Below are 22,763 nucleotides of genomic sequence, written 5' to 3'. Positions count from 1 at the left end.
ATCAAAATTACCCTTTGATGAAAATTATGTGTCAAATTTAAACTAGAAAAGCTTGGTTTTTAACTCAGTTCTTTGTTACCTGCTGGTTTCAATTCAGTTTTTTCAATTCATTCTCAATTTTAATATTCAACATATTGAGTTGACTATCGTATTTGTCCGTATCCTCGGAAACTGCTTTTTTGATTAGTAAAAATGCTTCAAGTCTTAATTCTGAATATTTTAATAGAGTTTTATTTTGGTCAGATAAATCAGATGGCAAGCCATCAATATTATCTAATTCATTTATTATCTTAATATTCCTTTCCCATTTAGGGATGACTTTATTATCTAATTCAGATAACAATGTTGAATTACTTTTGAACCCAATATTGTCATAAAAAGTTAAGGATTCATTTTCGTTTTTTGAGAATTCGGCAATTTTAGTATCATAAATTTCATAAGCGGGATTACTTGATTCAAGGTATGCGTAGCCAAATATTCCAATTCCAATTATTAGTAACGATATCAGTCCAATTCCAGCCGCTCTCCAACCTGAAAAAAAGGAATTATTATTTTCTTTATGCGCTTTTAAAATATCTCCTTGTTTCCATTCAACAATTCCCCAAATAACTCCAGTATATATCAGAGGAATTAATTGTCTTGGAATTTTATCAATTATTTGTTCTGGAAGCATAAATATTCCACCAAAAAGGATTATTGTAGTAACTATTCCAATTATTAATGATTTTCTTCCGTCATCTGGTTTATTTAATGCTTTGAAATTTTCACTAATCAAATATCCAGCAGCTAAAGGTCCACCTAAAAAAGTTGCTCCGCTTATTGCTTTTGATGAATAAAGTTTAATATTTTCTGTCGTATTCTCTATTTGATTTTCTGTTTTTGTCATTTTTTTAGCTTGCAGGTAACGGTAGCTTATAACCGTCAGTTACGGTTTTAAAGTTAATAACTTTGGTTAAGCACAGACGTTAGCAATTCCGAGTGGATTCGGACGCAGTCGAATCCGCCGTAATTGCGATTATACATGTTGTGCACAGTATTTAATTTAGTTTTCTAATATAGAGTCTAATTCTGTGAGTCGGTTTTATTGTAATCATTCCTTTTTTCTCATAATAATTGGAAGCTACAACGTACATTTCAATTTCCGTTTTGTCATCTGGATACCACTTACAATTCCTATTCAACCCTCCTTTTTGGTTTGCGAGTTTTATTTCAGATAAGTTTCCATTGGATTCCGGTTTACCATAAAGGTTTGTTATTTGCTTTTCTAATTTTTCAAATTTTCTAATTAGTTTCTTTTGAAATCTTTTCGATTGCTTTTCTCCCTCTTCACCAAAATGTCTTACATCCCATTCATAAAGAACTTTTGACATCGTAGAATCTTTTTCTTTGAAGTACAAATAAGTAATTAAGTCAGGAATAACTTTTTCTGTTCTTTGAAATTTAATCGGTTGTGAGTTTCCACTGAATGAAACGTGATTAGAATTGGTAGTTATTCTTTCACTTCCTAAACTCTTTTCCATTTGGATATATTCGTTCAGTGAAGTATTATGAATATCAAATCCGTATTCTTGTCCGAAAACTGTAATTCCAATTAATAAAAGTCCAAGTGTAAATAGATTTTTCAAAGGTTTTTTCATATTGTGAGCAACGTCTCGGTGTATGAAAAGTAAAGGTTTTTGTGAAATTACTTTTCGGACGTTGTGGTTGTTTGTTTTTGCGGTGAACTTTAGGCTTCACCTTTAGCCTTTATTTTTTATATACGGTGTTGTAAAACGTTTTTTATTTTTCGCTTTGATTGCCAGTCCGATGTTATTTATTAAATTTAGTTCAAATTTTTATATTATGACACAAAAACAATTTGACGATTTAGATAAACTTATTTCCGCTACAACTGATAACACAGCTAAAATCGGAAAAAGAGTAGATAACCATGCAGTAATTTTAGAAAGTATTAATTCAGGAATAACCGCAATATTGAAAAATCAGAAAATCTTATTAGACGAAATATCAAAATTAAAAAAGTCTAATTAATCTCTTTATACACTCTTACAGATTCGGCATTACATAAATAATTTGTAAAACCGAAGTCTATTTCTACTTTCAATCCTTTGTTTTCAGCTTCTTTTTTTAAAGAGCTTAATTCAAGTAGTTTTTCAGTTAGATTTTTCTTTATTTGACTGTATTCTAATTCAGTTGTGTTCATTGTTTTTTTAAATGTTTTACAACTAAGGTATATACTTACCTTTTAAATTTCAACTAAAAATACAACAAATGCCAATACAGTCAATTACTTAGACAATTTTAAACGACAACAAACACTTACAAATGAATTTAAATAGGTAAATACCGACTAATTTTTACCAACTCTCTCATCTTTGCCATGTTGAATCACTGAAGGTTCAATAGTATTAACTGTTTAACATTAAAATTTAGAAATTATGAACGCATTAAAAAACAAAGTACAGTTGATTGGTCATTTAGGAAAAGATCCAGAAATCATTAATCTAGAATCGGGCAAAATGCTTGCTAAGTTTTCTCTAGCAACTAATGAAAGTTACAAAAACGGCCATGGCGAAAAGGTAACCGATACCCAATGGCACAACATTGTAGCTTGGGGAAAAACAGCACAAATTGTAGAAAAATTTGTAAGCAAAGGTAAAGAGGTTGCTATAGAAGGAAAATTAACCACACGCTCTTGGGAAGATAAAGATGGTATGAAACGTTATGTTACCGAAGTAGTGTGTAATGAGCTGTTGATGTTAAGCAAATAACATCATAGAAGAGTTTAAAATAAAATAGACATCAGAAGAATTTTATAACACTTAAAATTTTTCTTCTGATGTCTTTATGTTTTTGCCAGATATGTCTAGCAAAATTTGTTTACAATTTGAAAGTATCTCTATAATAAACTAACTAACTCTTCTCAAATTATAACTATACTTTTATTGGGCACTCCAGCCACCATCTAGCGCAAATGAAGTACCTGTAATTGTGGTTGAAGAATCTTTAGCTAATAATAAAGCCATGTCTCCAATCGCTTCTAAAGGCACAAAATCTTTAACGGCTTGTTTTTTTAGCATTACTTTTTCTACAACTTCATCTTCGGACATGTTATGAGATTTCGCTTGGTCTTTTATCTGTCCTTCAACTAAAGGTGTTTTTACATAACCAGGACAAATAGCATTGCATGTAATGTTGTACGATGCTCCTTCAAGAGCCATCACTTTAGTCATACCAATAACTCCATGTTTTGCGGCTACATAAGCTGTTTTATATTCCGAAGCCCTTAAACCATGTACTGATGAGATATTAATGATTCTACCAAATTTTTGATATTTCATTTGTGGCCAAGCTGCTTTAGAGGCATAAAAGGCCGCATTCATATTAATGGCAATGATATTCTCGTATTTTACATTTGGAAATTCTTCTATTGGTGATACAAATTGAATACCAGCATTGTTAACCAAAACATGCAAGGCACCAAATTCTTTAATTGTAGAGCTAACGAGATCTTCAATCTCTTCGGATTTTAGCAAGTTAGCATTAGAAAAAGCTACTTTGATATCATGAGCATCACCTACGGATTTTGCAATGTCGGCACTATTATCTTCCAAACCATGAAACATAATGTTATAACCTTCTTTTGCAAAATGCTTGGCAATACCTAAACCAATACCACTTGTGCTTCCTGTGATAAGAGCAACTCTATCCATTGTTCAAAAAGTTTTGTAAAGCTTCATTAAAAGCTTCAGGTTGATCTATAACAACTCCGTGTCTTGAGTTTTTAATAACAGCTAATCTGGCATCATACATACGTTCTACATAATCTTCCTTGAAAGAAATAGGAGTGTAATCCATATCTGAAGCTACAACCAGCGTTCGGGTTTTAATGTCTTTTAGCTTTTCGCCTAAACCCCAATCCATCAAAGTGACAAAGGAGTTGTAATACGCATCATAGTCATTTTGTTTGCAACGTGCTTCAAACTCATTACGCAATGCAACTTGGGAATCTTCAGGAAACATGTTAAACGAAATTTCTTTAGCTAAAGCATCAAGCCCTTTTGTTTCCAAGAATTTTGTTCTTCCATTGAGTAAATCTTCTCCGATTTGCCCCATATTATTAAAATCCGGACCACTATTTACAATAACCAAATTGTCTAAATAGTCAGGATGTTTTACGGCAAAGTCGAAAGCAACAGCTCCTCCCATAGAAAAACCAGCAATAGTAGCTTTAGTTATGCTTAATGCATCCAAAAAAGCTTTAACATCTTCGGTCATAAAATGGACACCGTAATCTTCTTTGGGTTTTGTAGAATCACCATGACCACGAAGGTCTAAAGTAATAACACGATAATTTTTAGAAAAGAATGGGACTTGACCGTCCCAATCTTTCTTAGTAGATCCTAAACCATGAAGTAATAGTAAGACCTTACCACTTCCATTATCTTCATAAGATAGCTCTACATTATTAACTCTAATTTTTGGCATTATTTTAAAACTTAATCTGTAGAGTTCTTTTTGTTTTTGAAAAAATTCACGTTGTATTTAAGTTCGAAAGACACCAATCTTCCAATTGCAGGAGATGCTACGAACTCTCTCATTTCAGAATCGAATAAGTTGGTAACATTAAGACCAAAAGAGACATTATCATTTAGGCTATATCCAATATTGGCATCTACTACAAAGCCTCCTAAAGGACCGTAGTTCCATGTTCTTCCAACTTGAGCATTTTCTACAATTTCATTTACGCCATCACCATCTAAATCTTGAGTTTCAGCAGCGACATTAATTCCTGAGAAGAAATCGTAATCTTCTATCCAACGACCATAAATAGCTCCGTAGAATTTATTTTTATTATAGTGTAAACCTAAATTGAATTTATTAGAAGGTGTGTTGATTGGTAGCTCACTTTCAAGAACTACACCATCTAAGTTACCATCATTATCTAAATCGTCAGTATCTAAACTACGTCCAAAATATGAGTAGTTAAGTGAAGCTCTTAATGCATCTGAGAAGTAATAATTCAACCCGATATCAATACCATAAGTATCAACACTACCAAAATTACTATAGGTTAATAAAGCAGGTGAAGCACTAGCTCCTGGAGAAACTTCATCTATTGGCGTGCCTCCAATCTCTGTTACATAAACATTGTTTGCTGCATCAGCAATATTACGTAGTGGGCTAATAAAGTTTTCTGACATGTTGTAGTAAGCACTAACATCAATGTAGAATCTATCTGATAATTGTCCTTTAAAACCAGCTTCAAATGAGTTGATAGTTTCAACTTCTAAGGCATCTATTGTATTTCCGTTACTAAGCGTAAAGCCTTCTCCGTTTCCTAATACTAAACCACCGAATAAGTTTCCTTTTAAGTTAAGTATTGATGGTACAGCCATACCTCTTCCGTATGTTAATCGGAATGTTCCGGCATCAACAGATTTTGTAATTGCAGCTTTTGGTAAGAAGTTAGTGCCGTATAAATCGTGGTTATCTGCACGTAGTCCTAATAAGAAATTCCATCCGTTATCTAACTTATATTCAAATTGTCCGTAAACACCTGTTTGTCCGATTTCTATTGGTCCATCTTGATCTAAAAGATATGTGCCGTCTGAATCTGCCATATCACGTTGGTATTGTGCACCAACAGTTAGGTAAAACTTATCCCAGTTGTTATTGTACTGTGCTTCTGCATTGAAACGTTCAGAAGCATCTTTAAATAAGGCTCCTCTAGGTATAGCAATTCCAAAAGCAGGAACCCATTGCTCATACAAAGCTCGGCTCCAAGACTCTTCTTCCGAAAAACCATTTTCTATAAATGACACATAGTTTTGTGTACGCTGATTTATAGCGTAAGTATCGTCTGTTCTACTCCAAGTGTAGTAAGTATTAGCAAAGAAATTTTTAGAAACAAACTTTACTTGTGCGATGTCTAGCGTCCAATCTTTAATCTGGTTTCTACCAGCATTTGTAACAGCCAAGTTAGTGTTGTTACTATGACCATAATATCCTATTAATTCAGAGCTTTTTCCTGTTTTGTAATGAACAGCTCCTCCGTATTTTAAGGCATCAAAATCACGATCTAAATTCTTTTCTGTGTAAGCAGTGTTGCCAACATATACAGAATCTACATACTGAAACTCTCTACCAGCAGTTCTTTCAAAATGAACTTTATAAGATAATTTATCGTTTATAACTTGAGCGTGTCTAAACCTTCCTGTTATAACGTTTTGACTACCTCCACCAAAAACAAATGTAGTACCTTCTGATGTTCTTGGATTTTTTGTAATAGTACTTACTAAACCATTATGAGCATTAGGTCCGTAAAGCGTTCCGTTAGGGCCTAATAAGATTTCAACACGTTCTACATCATCTTTTGTTACGGTAGAAAAAGAACCGTATGGTAAACCTGTAGCAATTAACATTGATACACGATCGTCTGTTATTTGAAGATTTTTAGAGTTGAATGCAGAGTTAAAACCTCTAATGTTTATACCTGTTCCTAAAACACCAGTACGCACAAAGTCCACACCTTTTTGTCTGGCAGCTAGTTCACCAATATTAAAACTAGGGAATTCTTGAATATCCTTAGCTCTAATAACACTAACAGATGCTGGTACATCAGTTATTTTTTGAGGTTGTTTGCTCGAAGTAATGATTACTTCATTTAACATACTGTCTGTTTCTTTTAAAGTAGTGTTTAAGGTTGTTGTTTGACCCGCAGAAACTGTAACGCTCTGCATCACGGTTTCAAAACCTACGTAAGAAATAGAAACGTCATAAAGGCCTTCTTCAATATCATCGAGAATAAAGTTACCGTCAAAATCTGTAACAGTACCTTTATCTAAGGTTTTAATGTAAACCGTTGCACCAGACATTGGCATGCCGTCTTCAAGGGTTACTTTTCCTTCGATTTTGCCAGTGGTTTGTGCACCAACAACAAAGGAACCAATGATGGTTAGCAATAGAAATAGTTTTTTCATAATGTAGTCTTGTTGTTTAATTAGTTTTCTATGGCAATCTATCATGAAAAAGAAAAAATAAGCATGAGATTTTTAGAGTAATAAAATGTGACTTTTTTAGGTTTTGATGTTTTAAAAAGTATTTAATTTATTTAAAATCAATGTTTTAAATACTTTTATTCTATGTGTGACTTTAGTTTAAAAAAAGCCTCTGGAAGGTTGTTAGAAAGCTTGTCTATAACCTTAAACATCAGTTGTTTTTGATTTAAATTGGGTTTAATGTGCTTTAAAGGCTCCTTAATTTCATCAAGTAAACGTTCAGAATTTATTTTGCCTTCCATGTATCTTGAAAGAGAAATGCTCCACGATACATTAGGAACGTAATTAATCTTTTTTGAACGCTCTTTTTCTCTTTCGGTAAGGTTGAATTTTGAAGATAGTTTTAAGACTTCTTCATATTTTTCTCGTGCAATTAAAATATTGATGTAAGATGTAAAAAAATGATGCCAACGATGCTGGAGTACTTCATCTTTATATTTTTTTAGGAACGTTTTGGCAGTAGCTTCAGCAAGCTCGGATTTACCTAGTTCTGCATGAATTCGTATAAGGTAAGAACAAAACCCTATTTTTTGATGGAAGTTATGGACGTCTCTATATAAATCTTTATAATTTTCAAAGAGGTCAAAAGCTTGTTTAGGTTTGTTGTTTCTAAGTAAAATGGCAGCCAAATTATTGACATACATTAGTGTGTCGTTATTGTTTTGCCTTATGGATAAGTAACCGTAATATTCAGCTTCCGAGAATTCATTTTGTTTAGAATGTAATAAAACTCTACTCGCATAATAATTGGACAGCAAACGTCTGGAGTACATTTCACCTTTGCTGAAATAAATGTCTATATAATCGAAGAGTGATTGTAGTTTGTCGTTTTCATTATAGTTGGTGTACATGAAAGCTAATAAAACAAAAGCCTGATACCTGTTTTTACCATCAAGATTTTCATTTTTAAAAACCTCGTAAAGCCAAGATTCTAAATGCTTGGTTTCGTTATTATTTAAGGTGTATTGGTTTGTAATTTCGGTTGTGGCTTGGTAGAGTTTTTCGTGTATTTCTATGGCATTTTTGTAAGCAGCTTCGTAACTGTTTAAGAAGTCTGCAATGACTTCATGATCTTTATAGCGCATTCTTACAAGTAGGTAAGATTTGTATGCCTTGGCAAGATCATAAATAGTCTGAAAATTGTATTCTACGGTTTTGTACTGAACAATATATTGAAGGAATTCTAACTCTTCGGTTGAGGTTATGGCATCTGTAAGAATCTTTTTCTTAAGGGTAATTATCCAATCAATGGTAGCGTCTACATCAATACTAGCAAGCTTTTTTTCAACCCAATCTTTGATGTAGGAGTATTTTCGCTTATTGATGGAAGTGTCAAAATCCTTGAATTCAATTTTCGATAAGGCATTGGTGATTAAAAGATTTATGATTTGAAGCTTTTCTTCATCTGTAAATTGAATTACAGATTGGAGATAATTGGCCTCATGAGGTAGAATGGTTTTGCTAAATTCAGTAAATTTTTTGAGTTTCTGTTTCATTAATTATTCACCTTCTATAAAATCTTCTATGAGCAAGTTCACGTCTTTGGGTTTTTCAAACTGAACAAAATGACCAGATTCATCAACGTATTTTAAATCCACATTTTTTATTTCCTCAAGTGCTATGTTGCCTACTTTTTCAACAGTTAGTGTTGGGTGAAAATAACGATTTGGAATAAGCATATCGTTTTTCCCAAAGATGACTAGAGTTTGTTGGCTGATGTTTTTTAAATCTTCAAAAGCAGGATCGTCAATCATGCCAGAAACACTTTTTACAATAGCTCCGCAATGTTCTTCAAAATCTGATGATGATTTAATTTTGATACGATCTTCTATCATTTTTGAAACATCTTCTGGTTGCTTATAAAAATTTAGCGCATAGTTTTTTCTGATTTGCTCATCTGTAGTGTGTTTTACCATGTCTGTTGTGTAGATACTTTTTATCATGGCTCCTTCGGTTTCCGAAAATTGTTCTAAACCAGCAGGTGCAACCAAAATCAATTTTTCTACAACTTCAGGATGTTGTGTAGCTAGTTTTATACTTGCTTGTCCTCCCATGGAATGCCCAATTAAAATGACATTTGTTAAACCCAATTTTTCAATAAAATCATGAGTTACTTCGGCAAAAAAGCTTGAAGTATAGTTGGCTTTAGGTTTTGAGGATTTGCCATAGCCAGGCAAATCCAAAGCAATGCAAGTATATTTTTCACTTAGGCTTTGAATGTTTTTTGACCAAGCGTCTGAATTACTACTAAGACCGTGAACAAATAATAAGGTCTTTTCTCCTTTTCCTTCTTTTATATAACTTATTGTTAGACTGTCTAGCGCTAAAGAATAGGTTTTAAATTTGTATTCTGAAAGTATGTCTTTCATAGGTTTTTGTTGGTGCTGTGAGAAAATTGTGGTGCTAATTAGTGTAAAAAAGAATACTAATTTTAGTTGTTTCATTTGTTTAGGTTTTTACCGAATTGAAATATTTTAAAAGCTTTTTTCTTGAGACTTTACCAATACTGGTTAGTGGAATCTCGTCTAAGAAAAAGATATATTTAGGATGTTTGTAAGCTACCAATCTGTCTTTAAGAAGTGCTCTTACATCTTGAGCCGTTAAGGCTTTATTAGTTGAGGTTACAAAAGCAATGCCACATTCACCCCATTTTTCATCTTTAATACTGAGAACTACGGCTTTTTTTATATCAACTAGAGCTTCAAGATGAGTTTCTATTTCTTGAGGATAAATATTTTCTCCTCCAGAAATATACATATCGTTTTTTCGTCCTTTAATGTAGAGATAGCCTTCACTGTCTCTAAATGCAAAATCGCCAGTAAACAGCCAGCCTCTCTTTATATTATTGTTGGTTTTTACAGAATTGTTCCAATAGCCTGGTGTTACAATATTGCCCTTAATACACAGTTCACCAATGGTATTAGAAGTTACTGTTTTACCAGTTTTGTCAACAATTTTTGTTTCTAAATAGAAATTTGGTTTGCCTATAGAATTCGGTTTTAGCTGTGCCATTTTGTGGTGCAAAGATGTAATGCTAGGACCAGCTTCGGTTAAACCATAACCAGGTCTTATGTATATGTTTTTTTCGTTTTTCCAATGTGATACTAATTCTGGTGGTACTTTTTCACCACCAGAGATGATATATCGTAGTTTTTTTAGACTGATAGTTTTAAAACTAGGATCTTTCTGCATCATCAACAACATTGTTGGTAATGCCATAAATAGCGTTGTTTTATTAGCTTCTAGGAGATGAAGCACTTTCTGAGGATCGAACTTTTCTAGCATACCAATATGAGCGCCTTTGTGTAATAATGGAGTTAAAAACACATTCCAGCCAGAAGTATGGTAAGGAGGAAGCGTATTAATAGTAGAATCTCTAAAAGTAATACCCAATTGCATTGAAGTGTTAAGACTGTTCCAAAACAACATTTTATTGGTGTAAATAACTCCTTTTGGACGTCCTGTTGTACCAGAGGTATAAAAGATAAAAAGAGGATTGTTTTCTTTTATTTTATAGGTTCTAGATTCAACATAAATGGTGTCATCAAGGTAAAAATGTCTAATATCTTTAATGTTAAATATAGTTTTGGAACTAATGTTTAATTCCTCAAATTTTTCAATATGATTAGAGCTGTAGATAAAAAGTGTAGGAGTACAGTCTAAGATTAACTTCTGAATTTCACTAACAGGAAATCTATAATTTAATGGTACTAAGATGATTCCTAATCGTTGGCAAGCGATAAAAAGAACGATGTACTCTAGGCCATGTTCGGCTAAAATCGCTATTCTATCTCCTTCTTGAAGACCTAATTTTTTGAATTTTTCAACTAATCTGTTGGCATAGTTGTTAAGGTCGCTATATGAGTATTCCTCCCCACTGTCATAAGACGTAAGTGCGATTTTATCTGGCGTATAATCTGCCCATTTAACTATCCAATCTAGCGTAATCACGTTGTTTATTTAAATCTAGTTTGTAAAATACGAATCCTATGACTAATGACGAAACAATTCCTATTGCTGCAGATACACCTGGATTATTCACAGGCTCTTGCATATAAGGTGTGAGTCTACCATAGTAAATTCCGAAATGAACAATGATAGCCGTAACACTGGCAATAAACACCGAACGCGTACTAACATTTTTAAGGAATGTACCAAATAAAACAGGAACAAACGCTGCGGCGAAATAGGCGTATACACCATTTTGAGCAAAAATAGCAACGCTCACATCAGGCGATTTTATTTGTTGCCAGCTCAGAACAAAGCTTACTATGGCTAGACCAATAATGACTATTTTATTAATCATAATGGTTTTATTTCCAATTTTCCCTTTTGAAATAGGATCGATAATGTCTGAAGTAATGGTAATTGATAACGACTGAATTAAACTTTCTAATGTTGAAAGTCCAGCTGAAATTAAGCCAACAACAATAATGAGTCCAACGCCAACAGAGAATTTAGTAACGACATAAGTTGGAATGATTTCATCCATTTTAAGTTTTGTGCCATTTACCATAAAATCTGGGAAACTTATTCTGGCATAAAGCCCTACTAAAACCACTAAAAAGAAAACAATCATAAATATTATGCCACTAGCTAAATAGGTATTTATCTTGCTAGAATCTTTCAATAATAGTGACTTTGTTATTATATGCGGTTGGCAAACAATAGCAACACCGATGACAATTTGGGTGACAATGATTTCAAAGTAATCTCTAAAAAGAAAGCTACTTTCGTTTGTTGGCTTTGTTAAGTTAGGATCAATGGTATTCAGTTTTTCAACGATGCCTTCAATACCACTAGAGAAATATTCCCAACCCGAACCAATTAATATCAACGCCACAATAAACATAATTATCGCTTGAATAGTATTGGTGTAAACCATAGAGTTAGCTCCACCAAACATCATATAGCCAAAAACAAAAGCTGTAATAGAAAGTAAGACGTAGAAAGGTTCTGCATTCAATGCTTTTGAGATCACTTGAGTTAATCCAACATTGATAAGTACAATAAATGTTATAAGAAGTAAAGCTATTATTCCGAAGAAAAAGGCATAGTTTTTACTGTTGTAGCGTTTACCAATCCATTGTGCCATTGTTGTGGCTTTTACGGCATTTCCTTGTTTTACAAAACCTTTAGTGAACACTATAAGTGAGATAAAAGCAGCAATCGGCAAAACTATTGCAAAAGAAATAATACCAGAAAAGCCATAAAGTGCAATAAACCCAGGGTTAATTATAAACGTGGCAGCACTAGTCATGGAAGCGGCTAAAGATAGACCAACAACCCAAGCAGGAAAACCAATATTACCTACAGCATAATCTTTTATATCTGTATTTTTTTTGGCTCCTCGAATTACAAAATAGAGAATAACCAAAGCATATACTGCTAATAAAATACACATGTAGGTTACCCATTGGTCTGATGCTATCATATTTTAAAAAAATGTCTTCCTAACAAATAAAAATGAAATTCAATATTTAGAATAAATGATTTTATTTAAATATAGTGTGACTATTTGAATATTTCATTATAATTTATAAAATATTGAATAAATACAATGTTTTAATTAGGTGTGACTTAAATAAAAAGAAAAAGGGTAGCTCAGATAGCTACCCTTTTTCTTTTGTTATTTGTTAATAGGACTAATTCTTTATCAATTTTTTAGTCACTGAAATTCCAGCATCTACATCCATAATTTTCATAAAGTAAATAGCGCTATCTAATTCATCTAAATTAGAAAGTTCAATACTGTTATTTTTGGTTGTTTTTTCTACAGATTTTATGGTTCTACCATTCATGTCAATAATTTCAATTTGAAAGTTTTCACCCATACCTTCAGGTAAGTTAATGGAAACTGAAGATGTAAATGGATTAGGACTTATTTTTAAAGAATTTACATCAAAATCATTCACTTTTAAAGTGCCTCCACAAATAGACCAGCCCATATCTTCCATAAAACCTAAGGTTACTAAGCCTGGACTATGAATAGCCTCACCAGGTGAAATAAAAGGAGTCATTAAAGAATTAAGGTTGCCTGGAGGATATGTGTTTTCATCCCAATGGCTGTAACTAGACCCTGTGCTGAAAGAAAAAGGCGCGTACGTTGAAGGTTTTACATTACCATTTTGAGCCGTTGCAATAGGACCGTTACAGAATAAATTATTGCCAGTAAACTCAGATAACAATGCTGCCGAAGGATCTGTAAAACTTGTAATATCTGCAGGTGTACCATTTTCTATAAACTGATCCCAAACATTTACAAAACCACTATTTCTTAGTAAACCTTCTGTTGGTGTAGTCTCGTCATCAACTCTAGCAAAGCCTAACATGCCTAAGCCATGGCCCAATTCATGTAGTACTACAGAAACAAAATCTACTTGTCCTCCCGGTGTATTTCCATCTAATCCAAAATAGAAATTTGCTGTACTACTAAAAGTCGCAATAATATCAGTAGAAGGCAATGATCCATCCATAATTTCTTGATTTGTCAATTGCTCTGCTAAGGCTAGAGGGAAAACCGTGTTAGCTGGAAAGCCAGAGGTAGGCACAGTTACAAATCCGCCTGGTCCTGCACCTCCTAAAACGCCAGGACCTAGAGGTCCAAAATTAGCTGATACTCTTATAGGAATTGTGGTTACAATGGAAGCAGCCCAAATATCTACTGCAAATTGAAATGCAGCTTCTGCATCTGGAGTAAAACCATTATAATTTACGATAAAATTTCCGCAGCTACTACCCTGAGCATTTTTTTGAAAAACTTGAGCAGGTGCTTGAATATATGATTTATGAGAATAGGATGTTGGATGGTATTGACAGACATCCCAATCTACATCCACCCAAGTGATATTAGTATTTTGATTTTGACTAAAAGCGTGTATTGTTGAAATAAAAAAGGTTAAAACCAAGATAAGGTTTTTTAAAAAGTAAGGTTGTTTCATTTTAAGTTTTAATGATTAATAAAAGATTCAATGTATGTCATAACATTCTAAATACTACCTACGAAGTTTTTAATGTCAAGGTTTTTTTAAACTCACGCAAAATAAGGAAAGTATACTTTAATTTTTCTGTATTAAGAATGTATTTTATACCAAGTTTTTATTTTTTAGAAAGTTCAAAACTAAAGTCTACCAAAACTTCATTCGACAATTTGTTTTGAACAATTTTAGGAATTTCTATATCGAAATCGGAGACTAAAACTTTGAAGTTTCCAGACATATTAATTTTACCATCAATCAAAGTAATGGTTAGTGGGATTTCGATTTTTTTAGTAACACCGTGAAACGTCAAAGAGCCGTTAATGGTAGATTTATTCTGAGTTGTGCCTAGTTTGTTAAAATCAAAATCACTTATAGTTCCTTTAAAAATCGCTTTAGGAAATTCATCTGACTCAACGTAGTTTTCATTAAAGTGTTCTTCCATTAAAGCGTTTTTAAAGCGGAATGCTTTGACCAATGCTAAAGCAGCAAACTCTCCGTTTTCTGTATTTAAAATAGCAGTAACAGAATTGTTTTTTGCTGCTACTTCTTCAAATGAAGGGACGGATGCCTCAAAATTTATAGTACCCGTTTTAGTGAGGTATTTGCTTTGGCTATTAATGCTTACACTAATAAGCATGAATATAAATAATGCTATTTTTTTCATCTTTTTTAAGTTTTTAATTTTCTAGAAAACCATCGGCTTCCCACTGAATTATTAAATCAATTAAATTTTGAGGTAGACGAGGTCCTCCAGCAGGCATCACAGAGGCAACATCCATGGTAGATATTCGGGCAATGAGGTTTCCATTTTCAACAGAATTTCTTACTTGTTGATAGGTTGTTAATCCCATAGGTGCTCCATTAACAGGTGGGCTGCTATGACAAGAAATACAGTTATTGTCAATTATAGATTTTACATTATCTTGATAAGTAACCATGTCTTCTACGACTACGTCTTCTGTTAAATCATCTTCACTGTTATACGAACAACTAAATACTGTTGTTAGGAGTAATCCGAATATTATAATTGAATTTTTCATAGATACTATTTTTTAAAAAACACGACTTAAGTTAAACCCAAAATAGATGTTACCATCACTCCAATCTCCAGTAGCTTGACCTAGGAATCCGTTGGTATTCATGGCTTGAGCGTTGGAGAAATGCATTTGAAAAACATGTCCTCCAGTTTCTAAGTCAAAACCAATAGATAGTGGATTTTTAAAAGGGGAGTCATCTGCTCTGTTGAGGTGCCAGCCATAATCTACATTGATAGACCAACGTTTACCTAATTTATGTCTTCCACCTAGACCTAAAGCATATTGCGAATTGTGTTGCTCATTAAATGGCACAAAATTATCATGGAAGAAAGTTGGTGCAACTTCCAACGAAAAGTTAGAATTAAATTTCCTAGAAATCAAAACTTGAAAGGTGTAACCTAAGCGATCTGTAAACTCTAATTTCGGTAAGTTTTCTTCTTCTAATGCGGTATTTACCAATATGGAATTATAACCAACAACCGTAAAAGGAAATCCATTTTCTGATTGTCTAAGAAGTCTATATTTAATAGAGGCTTCATATATTTTTTGAAAGGAGCTTCTGGAAACTCCAATATTGAATCCATCAGAAATTCCGTAAACAAAGTTTAGTCGTGTTACAGCATCATCTAGCCCAAAAAAGCTATCAAAACCATTTTCTATGCTCCCAAACCTATGAGAGACTATAAAGGTTAGTTCTTTTTTAGCCACGAGTTTAGTCGATTCAAAATTTACAATCTTTAGGCCTTTGAAGGCTGCGCTGGCATATTGAACTCCTGTAGAATCGGTGTCAATTTCATCAAATAAATCATCTTGTGCATTTATAAAAAAGCTACACAGAAAGGCTATGAGTAGACATGTGTTTTTCATTTTAATATAGTGCATTGGTCTAGTTTTACTTGTTCTAATAAATCATCATACCCAATTACACGACCTTTGACAGTAACTTGTGAGTTAGTGGAAATAGCATCTTGATTGAGTTCCGTGAATTGACAAAATATGTTGTCATCTATTGTGATTTCATTAATTCCTAAATCTGAAACCACACCAGAGACTTCAATTGTTTTATTTAGAAATTTTTGTTCTGCAGTTGTTGGATCACTTGAGAAGTGATTGGTAATCTCGTTTGATGAAAGGATGAATTCCGCTGTTTCAGTTTCAATGTCCCTATGGTCTTGATAGATATAGTTGTAGCCTATTACTATAGCTACCACAACTACTACACCTATAATAATTATTTTTTTTAGCATGATATTTACGTTTTATTAAATGGCTCCAAGGATAGATGGAGCCATTTTTAATCAGCGGTAATTTTTCTTTTTCAATTAGAGTTTTGTGAAAACCAACGTATCGGTTCCACCATTGCCTCCGCTAATATCAATAAGACTTATAGTGGTTGCACTATGAGATACAACGTCCCAGTCATCATTTAGATCCTCAAAGTCATTATTATCTGGAACTGGGAAAAAGATATTGAAGTCTATATCATCACTACTATCATCATTACTGTTGCTATCTGTTATGGACCAAGTGCCTGTGTAGGTTGTTGTACCATTTGTGGCAGTTAGAGTACCATCACTAGCAAAAGTGAAACCATAACCGTTGAAGTCATTGGTTTCATCTTGTCCAGAGTCTATAAAGCTTGAAACAATCCAAGTACCTAACTCAACTTGACTTTCAATTTGGGCTATTTCCTGTGAGTTATTATTTGAATTGTTTCCATCATCATCAGAAGAACAGGTTGATGACATTAAGGAGAAGCTGACCATAATAATTATGGCATACAAAAGATTGTTTTTCATGATTTCTTGTTTTAAGTTAATTAATTGCAATTGTTGACATATCTAAGGCGGTCGGCATCACCAACCCTTAGGTCTATTTTTGTTTCGTCAGAACAGTTTTCTATTTCGTGTAAAATCCAGTTATTATTACATAATGGTAAATCAGGGACATTCACTATTATTTCAATATCATTTCCAGATCCACTTGCTATCCATGTTCCGTCGGCTGTGATACCACTCCAATAGACAGACATGGTGCCATTAGAAAAGAAATTAAACTCATAACCATCATAAAGGTTATCGTAGTCATTGTTATTGCGTTCAAGTTTATCAACTTCCCAATCAGAGCAGTTCAATAACAACCCTTCAACCATAGTTAAGGTGCAGTTATCGCAATCATCATCTTCATAATCGTAATCGTCATCTTCATCACACGTGTTATTAGCATTTTCTATAGCTGTTTCTAATTCGTTGAGGTTGTTAATTGTTATTTCCGAACCATTTGCGAGAGAAACTGTAATAGGGAATTCTAGGGTTACAATATCGTCTTCGTCTATATCATCAATAAAACTGTATAATTGACTATCACTTTGTAAATAAACAGTATCTAAAAGCTGGTTGTTAGCATTAAATATGGAGGCTTCAATAGGGTATTCAAAATCTATACATTCTATATCATCATCCGCTTCATTTTCACCATTACAAGAGTTTATGTAGTCATTTAATTCTGTTGTATTTGTTATTGAAACTTCAGAAAAATCAGATAAAATTATGGTTATAGGAAAATTGATTTCAACTTCATTAACATCATCATCACTAAATACACATTCTATAATTTCGAAATCGCTTTGAGAATTGATGTATAACTGTTGGCCGTTGACATTTATAGTGTAAGGAAATGCAATGCTGAAGCAATTAGCTCTATCTACAATATTGTCGTTAGAACCATCATTTGAAGCAGTACGCTGCATTAAAAGTGCAACGTTAGAGTTTGGATTTAAAGTTTCTTCTTCTGGTGCTTGTATAAATTCTGTTTCCTCTTTTCTACAAGACGTTAAGGCTAAGCTTATTATAGCGACTAAAAATATTGATTGTTTTATTTTCATCATGGCTAAGATTTAAGTGTGGCCATTTTAACATATAACAACCCAACTTTAAAAACCACTGATTTATTTTGAAAAATATTTCAATATATTTATCGCAAACTAATCAAAATTGTCAAAAAAATTAAGCGATAATATCTGTGAGGCTGCTACTTTTGAGCGCGTATATAATAAGTATGCTGATGACTTGCATAACTATCTATATTATAAATATGGCGAGCAATTCAATCCTAAGGATAAGACCCAAGATGCCTTTATAAAACTTTGGGACAATTGTAAAAAAGTAACCTTAACAAAAGCCAAATCCTTTTTGTTTACTGTAGCGAATAATATGATGCTAAATGAAATTAAGCATCATAAAGTGGTTTTAAAACATCAAAAAAGCAAAACCCAAAGCTATGATAGTGAGACTCCAGAATTTTTATTAGAAAAGGATGAATACTTAAAAAAATACAATGAAGTGCTGGCTAGCATTAATGAAGAACATCGTGTGGCATTTTTAATGAATAAAGTAGAAGGCAAAAAGCAAAAGGAAATAGCAGAGCTGTTAGGTGTAACACAAAAAGTTGTAGAATACAGAATTTACACGGCTTTTAATATTCTGAAAGAGGGACTTGAAAATTTTAAAATAAAATAATCAGGAAAAAATAAGCCTAAGTTGTTTTATAGCTAGGACAGATTAGTATGAAAGAAGATTTACTAAAGAAATGGTTAAATGATGAACTTACAGATGCTGAAAAAGAAGCGTTTAGTAAGCAGGAGGATTATGCTTTTAATCAACGAATCATTGATACAGCCAAATATTTTAAGGCATCTAATTTTTCTAAAGCAGATGATTTTGAGACTTTCAAAAAGAATTATAATGGAAAAACAAAAGTTAAGCAATTGCATTGGGTTTCACCATTGTTGAAAATAGCTAGTATTGTAATTATTACTCTTGGAGTTTACTTTACGTTTTTTAATTCAAATAATTCTACTGTAGAAATAAATACAGTTGTAGCTGAGAAAACCAATATACAGTTGCCAGATTTGTCTGAAGTGATGTTAAATGCCGATTCCAAAATTAGCTATGACAAATCATCTTGGGAGTCTAATAGACGTTTAGAACTTCAAGGAGAGGCCTATTTTAAAGTTGCCAAAGGGAAAACTTTTGATATCATAACCAACAACGGAACCGTTACTGTGGTTGGTACAGAATTTAACGTGAAGTCGCGTAACGGGTATTTTGAGGTTAACTGTTATGAAGGTATTGTAAGCGTCGTTTCAGATACTATTGAAAGAAGATTAACAGCTGGAAAAACTTTCCGTATATTAGATGAAAAGTTTACTCAAGGCCAAACCATAGATGCAGAGCCACAGTGGATTAATAATAGAAGTAGTTTTAAACTTGTTACCTTAAAAGAAGTTTTTAAAGAGCTAGAGCGACAGTATAAAGTAAGCGTAAAATTTAAGAATACGGATACTTCTAGACTGTTCTCTGGTGGTTTTGTAAATGATAATCTGCAAAACGCACTCGTGTCTATAACACAACCTATGAATTTAACTTTTGAAATTAGTACATCTAACCAAGTTCTAATTCATGGTAATGCAAATTAAACGGTATTCTGTTTTAATTTTCTTTATTTTATTTGTCTTCCACTGGTCTAAAGCCCAAGAGGTAGAAAAGTCATTGCCATTGATTGAAGTTTTGTCAGCATTAGAAAAACAGTATAAGATACAGTTTAATTATGCTGAAGATTTAATTTCAGAAACCTATTTAGAGCCACCTCCAAAAACGTTTACTTTAGAAGAAGTTTTACTCTTTTTACAGGAAAATACTGGTTTTGATTTTAATGTAGTTAATAACACTACGGTTTTGGTAGTTGCTAGGCAAGAGAAAATAAATCTTCAGGAGCTTTCTGAAGTGACTATTTCAGGCTATATCGTTAGAGGTATTAATAAATTAGATAATGGTTCTTTTGAAATAGATATTTCAGATTTCGATATACTTCCTGGTCTTATAGATACTGATGTTTTACAAGCTGCGCAGGCATTTCCGGGAATACAAAGTATAAATGAAACAGTTTCAGATATCAATATTAGAGGTGGTACGCACGACCAAAATTTAATGCTTTGGGATGATATAAAAATGTATCAATCAGGCCATTTTTTTGGCTTAATATCTATGTTCAATCCTCAGATTACAGAACGTGTGTCTTTGGTTAAAAATGGTTCTGGCGCAGAGTTTACCGATGGTGTTTCTGGCACTATAGCCATGGAAACAGAAAAGCAATTAAATAGAGGTTTTAAGGGTAGTATTGGTGTTAATTTTATTGATGCTAATGGCTTTGTAGATGTTCCTGTAGGCAAAAAATCATCTTTACAGTTTGCAGCAAGAAAATCCATGAGTGATTTTACAGAGACTCCAACCTATAACAATTATTTTGAGCGTATTTCTCAGGATACTGAAGTTGCAGATAACTCAACTAACATCATTAATTCCGATAAGCAATTCGATTTTTATGATGCGTCTTTACGTTGGCTATATAAAATTAACGATAAAGAAGAGTTGAGGATAAATTTCATAAATGTTGCAAATGAATTGGTGTTTAATGAAAACGCCAATGGCATGTCTAGGGAAAGTAGTCTTAAACAAAATAGCATTGCAGGAGCTATCTATTACTCTAAAGTATGGAATAGTAAATGGCAAACTATTTTTGAAGGTTATGAAACCGACTATGATCTAAAATCGGTCAATGCAAACATTCTAGAAGAGCAGCGGTTTTTACAAGAAAACAAAGTTTCTGAAACGAGTCTAAAGTTAAAAGCCAATTACAAAATCAATGATAAGTTTCAGCTGTTAAATGGCTATCACTTTGTTGAAACTGAAGTTACAAATTTAGATGATGTTGATAGTCCGTTGTACAGATTATTAGTGTCAGAAGTTGTGAGGACGCATGGAGTGTTTTCTCAACTTTCATATAAGTCTAAAAACAGAAATACAAGGTTCAATACAGGTTTAAGATATAACTATATTGATAAATTTAAAAAACATATTGTTGAACCGAGATTAAGCTTTTATCATCGATTTTTTCAAAATTTTTCGATAGATATTTTGGGTGAATTTAAACATCAAAATACATCTCAGGTTATAAATTTTCAAAATGATTTTTTAGGAATAGAAAAGCGCAGGTGGCAATTATCTAACGATAAGGATATTCCTGTAATTAGAAGTAAACAAGTGTCTTTTGGGCTTTCCTTTACAAAAGATGGTTGGCTAGTAAGTGCAGAAACCTACTATAAAAAGGTGGAAGGTATAACAACACAAAGTCAAGGATTTTATAACTCATACGAATTTATTAAAGCTTCTGGTGCGTATGACACCAGAGGGCTAGATTTTATAGTAAGAAAAGAAATAGACAATTTTAATACATGGTTGAGTTACTCTTACCTAAATAGTAATTATTTTTTTAAAACACTTCCTGAATACACATTTCCTAGTAATTATGATATTACGCATGCACTAACTTTTGGTATTAACTACACTACTAAAAAGTTAAAGTTATCAGCAGGTTTAAACTGGAATTCAGGAAGACCGCTAACAACACCTTTAGATGGTAATCAAGTAACCGATGGTGAAATAAATTATAACTCCACTAACGCTAATCATCTACCCGATTATTTACGTGTAGATTTTTCTGCTTTGTATGATTTTAAATTAGCTAAAGAAACAAAGGTAAATGTTGGATTATCTGTTTGGAATCTTTTAGACAGAACCAATACTATTAATAGCTTTTACAGGTTAAATAATGATATTGTCTCTCAAATAAATCAGGAGTCATTGGGTATAACTCCAAATATGATGCTTAGAGTTAGTTTCTAGAAGAAAATATCTTGAGCTAATCTATAGGTGTTAGAGTGAGCCTCTACTATGGTTTTTATGTTTGGGGAATAACCTCCTCCCATACTGCACATTACAGGAATATTTAGATTTTTACAAGTTTGAAGCACATAATGGTCACGCTCTTTACAACCGCCTATACTCATAGCTAGCTTTCCTAATTTATCAGAAGCTATAACATCTACACCAGATAAATAGTAAATAAAATCTGGTTGTTGTTCATCTATAAGTCTAGGAAGAGTCGCTTTTAAGATATTTAAATAAATATCATCACTTGTGTCGTTTTCTAAAGCAATGTCTAGATCACTTTGTTCTTTTTTGAAAGGATAGTTACTTTTTCCATGCATAGAAAAGGTAAATACCGACTCGTCATTCTGAAAAATTTCAGCTGTACCATTACCTTGATGTACATCCAAATCTACTATGAGAATTTTTTTCGCTAAATTGTTTTGTTGAAGATATCGTGCGCCAATGGCTTGGTCATTGAGCAAACAAAAAGCCTCACCTCGATTGGTATAGGCGTGGTGTGTACCACCTGCTATATTCATGGCAATACCATATTTTAGAGCAAACTCACTAGCTTTTATTGTGCCGTCAGCAATAATAACTTCACGATCCACTAAAGTTCTACTCAAAGGAAACCCAATCTTTCGGGCGGCTCTTTGTTCTAAAGTTAAGTTGACTAAATCATAGTAATAATCAGGCTCATGAACAGCAACTATATATTTGTCATTGGTTTTTTCGGGTTCAAAAAAATTATTTTTGCTACAAGTACCTTCGTGTATTAGTTGCTGAGGAAGAAGCTCATACTTTTCCATAGGAAAGCGATGTCCATCAGGTAAAGGATGTTTATAAATAGGATGGTAAGCTATTTTTAGCATGTACTAATGTTTAATTGTAAAAGTACAATCAAAAAAAGGTCTT

The 22,763-nt window shown here is 32.9% G+C and carries 23 protein-coding genes; 5 read left to right on the top strand and 18 right to left on the bottom strand.

All coding sequences use genetic code 11. From position 1 onward, the window contains the following. Window positions 1-88: 88 nt before the first annotated feature. Both QGM60_RS06050 and QGM60_RS06045 read right to left on the bottom strand, forming a co-directional pair. On the bottom strand, window positions 89-886 hold the full coding sequence (locus QGM60_RS06050) for a hypothetical protein (protein ID WP_281139330.1): 798 nt from the start codon (window positions 884-886) through the stop codon (window positions 89-91). Between the two features lie 151 nt (window positions 887-1,037). Continuing rightward, window positions 1,038-1,637 carry a hypothetical protein gene (locus tag QGM60_RS06045; RefSeq protein ID WP_281139329.1) on the bottom strand — a complete coding sequence of 200 codons (600 nt, stop codon included), beginning with the start codon at window positions 1,635-1,637 and terminating at the stop codon, window positions 1,038-1,040. A gap of 205 nt (window positions 1,638-1,842) precedes the next feature. Between QGM60_RS06045 and QGM60_RS06040 the strand changes: the two genes are divergently transcribed. Then, on the top strand, window positions 1,843-2,031 hold the full coding sequence (locus QGM60_RS06040; protein WP_281139328.1) for a hypothetical protein: 189 nt from the start codon (window positions 1,843-1,845) through the stop codon (window positions 2,029-2,031). Here QGM60_RS06040 and QGM60_RS06035 read toward each other — a convergent pair. Further along, a complete protein-coding gene (locus QGM60_RS06035) occupies window positions 2,024-2,203 on the bottom strand; it encodes a hypothetical protein (RefSeq protein WP_281139327.1) in 180 nt (59 codons plus the stop codon). The genes QGM60_RS06040 and QGM60_RS06035 overlap by 8 nt on opposite strands. 235 nt (window positions 2,204-2,438) lie before the next feature. On the opposite strand from QGM60_RS06035, the gene ssb reads away from it, so the two are divergent. After that, a complete protein-coding gene (gene ssb / locus QGM60_RS06030) occupies window positions 2,439-2,771 on the top strand; it encodes a single-stranded DNA-binding protein (RefSeq protein ID WP_281139326.1) in 333 nt (110 codons plus the stop codon). Window positions 2,772-2,942: 171 nt separating this feature from the next. On the opposite strand, the gene QGM60_RS06025 is transcribed toward ssb, so the two are convergent. The 14 genes from QGM60_RS06025 to QGM60_RS05960 form a co-directional block, all read right to left on the bottom strand. Next, a complete protein-coding gene (locus QGM60_RS06025; RefSeq protein ID WP_281139325.1) occupies window positions 2,943-3,713 on the bottom strand; it encodes a 3-hydroxybutyrate dehydrogenase in 771 nt (256 codons plus the stop codon). Beyond that, window positions 3,706-4,488, bottom strand: a complete 783-nt coding sequence (locus QGM60_RS06020; protein WP_281139324.1) for an alpha/beta hydrolase — start codon at window positions 4,486-4,488, stop codon at window positions 3,706-3,708. Before QGM60_RS06020 ends, QGM60_RS06025 begins: the two co-directional genes overlap by 8 nt. 11 nt (window positions 4,489-4,499) lie before the next feature. Next, window positions 4,500-6,983, bottom strand: a complete 2,484-nt coding sequence (locus QGM60_RS06015) for a TonB-dependent receptor (protein WP_281139323.1) — start codon at window positions 6,981-6,983, stop codon at window positions 4,500-4,502. Between the two features lie 155 nt (window positions 6,984-7,138). Further along, window positions 7,139-8,557, bottom strand: coding sequence for a hypothetical protein (locus tag QGM60_RS06010; protein WP_281139322.1), 1,419 nt, complete (start codon window positions 8,555-8,557; stop codon window positions 7,139-7,141). Window positions 8,558-8,560: 3 nt separating this feature from the next. Beyond that, window positions 8,561-9,505: an alpha/beta fold hydrolase gene (locus QGM60_RS06005; RefSeq protein ID WP_281139321.1), complete on the bottom strand. Its 945-nt coding sequence runs from the start codon at window positions 9,503-9,505 to the stop codon at window positions 8,561-8,563. A 4-nt stretch (window positions 9,506-9,509) separates the two neighbouring features. Continuing rightward, window positions 9,510-11,012, bottom strand: coding sequence for a class I adenylate-forming enzyme family protein (locus QGM60_RS06000; protein ID WP_281139320.1), 1,503 nt, complete (start codon window positions 11,010-11,012; stop codon window positions 9,510-9,512). Beyond that, window positions 10,987-12,495 carry a sodium:solute symporter gene (locus tag QGM60_RS05995; protein WP_281139319.1) on the bottom strand — a complete coding sequence of 503 codons (1,509 nt, stop codon included), beginning with the start codon at window positions 12,493-12,495 and terminating at the stop codon, window positions 10,987-10,989. The genes QGM60_RS06000 and QGM60_RS05995 overlap by 26 nt, the downstream gene beginning before the upstream one ends. A gap of 211 nt (window positions 12,496-12,706) precedes the next feature. Next, window positions 12,707-14,002 (bottom strand): T9SS type A sorting domain-containing protein, encoded by a 1,296-nt coding sequence (locus QGM60_RS05990; protein ID WP_281139318.1) that lies wholly within the window; start codon window positions 14,000-14,002, stop codon window positions 12,707-12,709. A 157-nt stretch (window positions 14,003-14,159) separates the two neighbouring features. Further along, on the bottom strand, window positions 14,160-14,705 hold the full coding sequence (locus QGM60_RS05985) for a YceI family protein (RefSeq protein ID WP_281139317.1): 546 nt from the start codon (window positions 14,703-14,705) through the stop codon (window positions 14,160-14,162). Window positions 14,706-14,718: 13 nt separating this feature from the next. Continuing rightward, window positions 14,719-15,081 (bottom strand): cytochrome c, encoded by a 363-nt coding sequence (locus tag QGM60_RS05980; RefSeq protein ID WP_281139316.1) that lies wholly within the window; start codon window positions 15,079-15,081, stop codon window positions 14,719-14,721. Window positions 15,082-15,093: 12 nt separating this feature from the next. Beyond that, the gene (locus QGM60_RS05975; RefSeq protein WP_348634887.1) at window positions 15,094-15,960 is read right to left on the bottom strand and encodes a DUF5777 family beta-barrel protein; all 867 of its coding nucleotides are present in this window, start codon (window positions 15,958-15,960) and stop codon (window positions 15,094-15,096) included. Then, on the bottom strand, window positions 15,942-16,325 hold the full coding sequence (locus QGM60_RS05970) for a hypothetical protein (protein ID WP_281139315.1): 384 nt from the start codon (window positions 16,323-16,325) through the stop codon (window positions 15,942-15,944). The genes QGM60_RS05975 and QGM60_RS05970 overlap by 19 nt, the downstream gene beginning before the upstream one ends. A 75-nt stretch (window positions 16,326-16,400) precedes the next feature. Further along, the gene (locus tag QGM60_RS05965; RefSeq protein WP_281139314.1) at window positions 16,401-16,877 is read right to left on the bottom strand and encodes a hypothetical protein; all 477 of its coding nucleotides are present in this window, start codon (window positions 16,875-16,877) and stop codon (window positions 16,401-16,403) included. Window positions 16,878-16,897: 20 nt separating this feature from the next. Then, the gene (locus QGM60_RS05960; RefSeq protein WP_281139313.1) at window positions 16,898-17,965 is read right to left on the bottom strand and encodes a hypothetical protein; all 1,068 of its coding nucleotides are present in this window, start codon (window positions 17,963-17,965) and stop codon (window positions 16,898-16,900) included. 106 nt (window positions 17,966-18,071) lie between these two features. Between QGM60_RS05960 and QGM60_RS05955 the strand changes: the two genes are divergently transcribed. From QGM60_RS05955 to QGM60_RS05945, 3 genes are read left to right on the top strand one after another with little or no spacing between them, the layout of a single operon-like run. Next, the gene (locus QGM60_RS05955; RefSeq protein WP_281139312.1) at window positions 18,072-18,596 is read left to right on the top strand and encodes a sigma-70 family RNA polymerase sigma factor; all 525 of its coding nucleotides are present in this window, start codon (window positions 18,072-18,074) and stop codon (window positions 18,594-18,596) included. Between the two features lie 47 nt (window positions 18,597-18,643). Further along, window positions 18,644-19,555, top strand: coding sequence for a FecR family protein (locus QGM60_RS05950; RefSeq protein WP_281139311.1), 912 nt, complete (start codon window positions 18,644-18,646; stop codon window positions 19,553-19,555). Beyond that, window positions 19,545-21,821, top strand: coding sequence for a TonB-dependent receptor plug domain-containing protein (locus QGM60_RS05945; RefSeq protein WP_281139310.1), 2,277 nt, complete (start codon window positions 19,545-19,547; stop codon window positions 21,819-21,821). The genes QGM60_RS05950 and QGM60_RS05945 overlap by 11 nt, the downstream gene beginning before the upstream one ends. Here QGM60_RS05945 and QGM60_RS05940 read toward each other — a convergent pair. Beyond that, window positions 21,818-22,720 (bottom strand): histone deacetylase, encoded by a 903-nt coding sequence (locus tag QGM60_RS05940; RefSeq protein WP_281139309.1) that lies wholly within the window; start codon window positions 22,718-22,720, stop codon window positions 21,818-21,820. The genes QGM60_RS05945 and QGM60_RS05940 overlap by 4 nt on opposite strands. Between the last annotated feature and the right edge of the window lie 43 nt (window positions 22,721-22,763).

The organism is Winogradskyella sp. SYSU M77433, from assembly GCF_029911945.1.
Classification (GTDB): Bacteria; Bacteroidota; Bacteroidia; order Flavobacteriales; family Flavobacteriaceae; genus Winogradskyella.
This window is presented reverse-complemented; position numbering and strand designations above follow the sequence as displayed.

Excerpts from the sequence above, each read along its gene's own strand:
- QGM60_RS06050 (WP_281139330.1), bottom strand. The coding sequence starts at position 886 with ATGACAAAAACAGAAAATCAAATAGAGAATACGACAGAAAATATTAAA.
- QGM60_RS06045 (WP_281139329.1), bottom strand. The coding sequence starts at position 1,637 with ATGAAAAAACCTTTGAAAAATCTATTTACACTTGGACTTTTATTAATT.
- QGM60_RS06040 (WP_281139328.1), top strand. The coding sequence starts at position 1,843 with ATGACACAAAAACAATTTGACGATTTAGATAAACTTATTTCCGCTACA.
- QGM60_RS06035 (WP_281139327.1), bottom strand. The coding sequence starts at position 2,203 with ATGAACACAACTGAATTAGAATACAGTCAAATAAAGAAAAATCTAACT.
- ssb (WP_281139326.1), top strand. The coding sequence starts at position 2,439 with ATGAACGCATTAAAAAACAAAGTACAGTTGATTGGTCATTTAGGAAAA.
- QGM60_RS06025 (WP_281139325.1), bottom strand. The coding sequence starts at position 3,713 with ATGGATAGAGTTGCTCTTATCACAGGAAGCACAAGTGGTATTGGTTTA.
- QGM60_RS06020 (WP_281139324.1), bottom strand. The coding sequence starts at position 4,488 with ATGCCAAAAATTAGAGTTAATAATGTAGAGCTATCTTATGAAGATAAT.
- QGM60_RS06015 (WP_281139323.1), bottom strand. The coding sequence starts at position 6,983 with ATGAAAAAACTATTTCTATTGCTAACCATCATTGGTTCCTTTGTTGTT.
- QGM60_RS06010 (WP_281139322.1), bottom strand. The coding sequence starts at position 8,557 with ATGAAACAGAAACTCAAAAAATTTACTGAATTTAGCAAAACCATTCTA.
- QGM60_RS06005 (WP_281139321.1), bottom strand. The coding sequence starts at position 9,505 with ATGAAACAACTAAAATTAGTATTCTTTTTTACACTAATTAGCACCACA.
- QGM60_RS05995 (WP_281139319.1), bottom strand. The coding sequence starts at position 12,495 with ATGATAGCATCAGACCAATGGGTAACCTACATGTGTATTTTATTAGCA.
- QGM60_RS05990 (WP_281139318.1), bottom strand. The coding sequence starts at position 14,002 with ATGAAACAACCTTACTTTTTAAAAAACCTTATCTTGGTTTTAACCTTT.
- QGM60_RS05985 (WP_281139317.1), bottom strand. The coding sequence starts at position 14,705 with ATGAAAAAAATAGCATTATTTATATTCATGCTTATTAGTGTAAGCATT.
- QGM60_RS05980 (WP_281139316.1), bottom strand. The coding sequence starts at position 15,081 with ATGAAAAATTCAATTATAATATTCGGATTACTCCTAACAACAGTATTT.
- QGM60_RS05975 (WP_348634887.1), bottom strand. The coding sequence starts at position 15,960 with ATGCACTATATTAAAATGAAAAACACATGTCTACTCATAGCCTTTCTG.
- QGM60_RS05970 (WP_281139315.1), bottom strand. The coding sequence starts at position 16,325 with ATGCTAAAAAAAATAATTATTATAGGTGTAGTAGTTGTGGTAGCTATA.
- QGM60_RS05965 (WP_281139314.1), bottom strand. The coding sequence starts at position 16,877 with ATGAAAAACAATCTTTTGTATGCCATAATTATTATGGTCAGCTTCTCC.
- QGM60_RS05960 (WP_281139313.1), bottom strand. The coding sequence starts at position 17,965 with ATGATGAAAATAAAACAATCAATATTTTTAGTCGCTATAATAAGCTTA.
- QGM60_RS05950 (WP_281139311.1), top strand. The coding sequence starts at position 18,644 with ATGAAAGAAGATTTACTAAAGAAATGGTTAAATGATGAACTTACAGAT.
- QGM60_RS05945 (WP_281139310.1), top strand. The coding sequence starts at position 19,545 with ATGCAAATTAAACGGTATTCTGTTTTAATTTTCTTTATTTTATTTGTC.
- QGM60_RS05940 (WP_281139309.1), bottom strand. The coding sequence starts at position 22,720 with ATGCTAAAAATAGCTTACCATCCTATTTATAAACATCCTTTACCTGAT.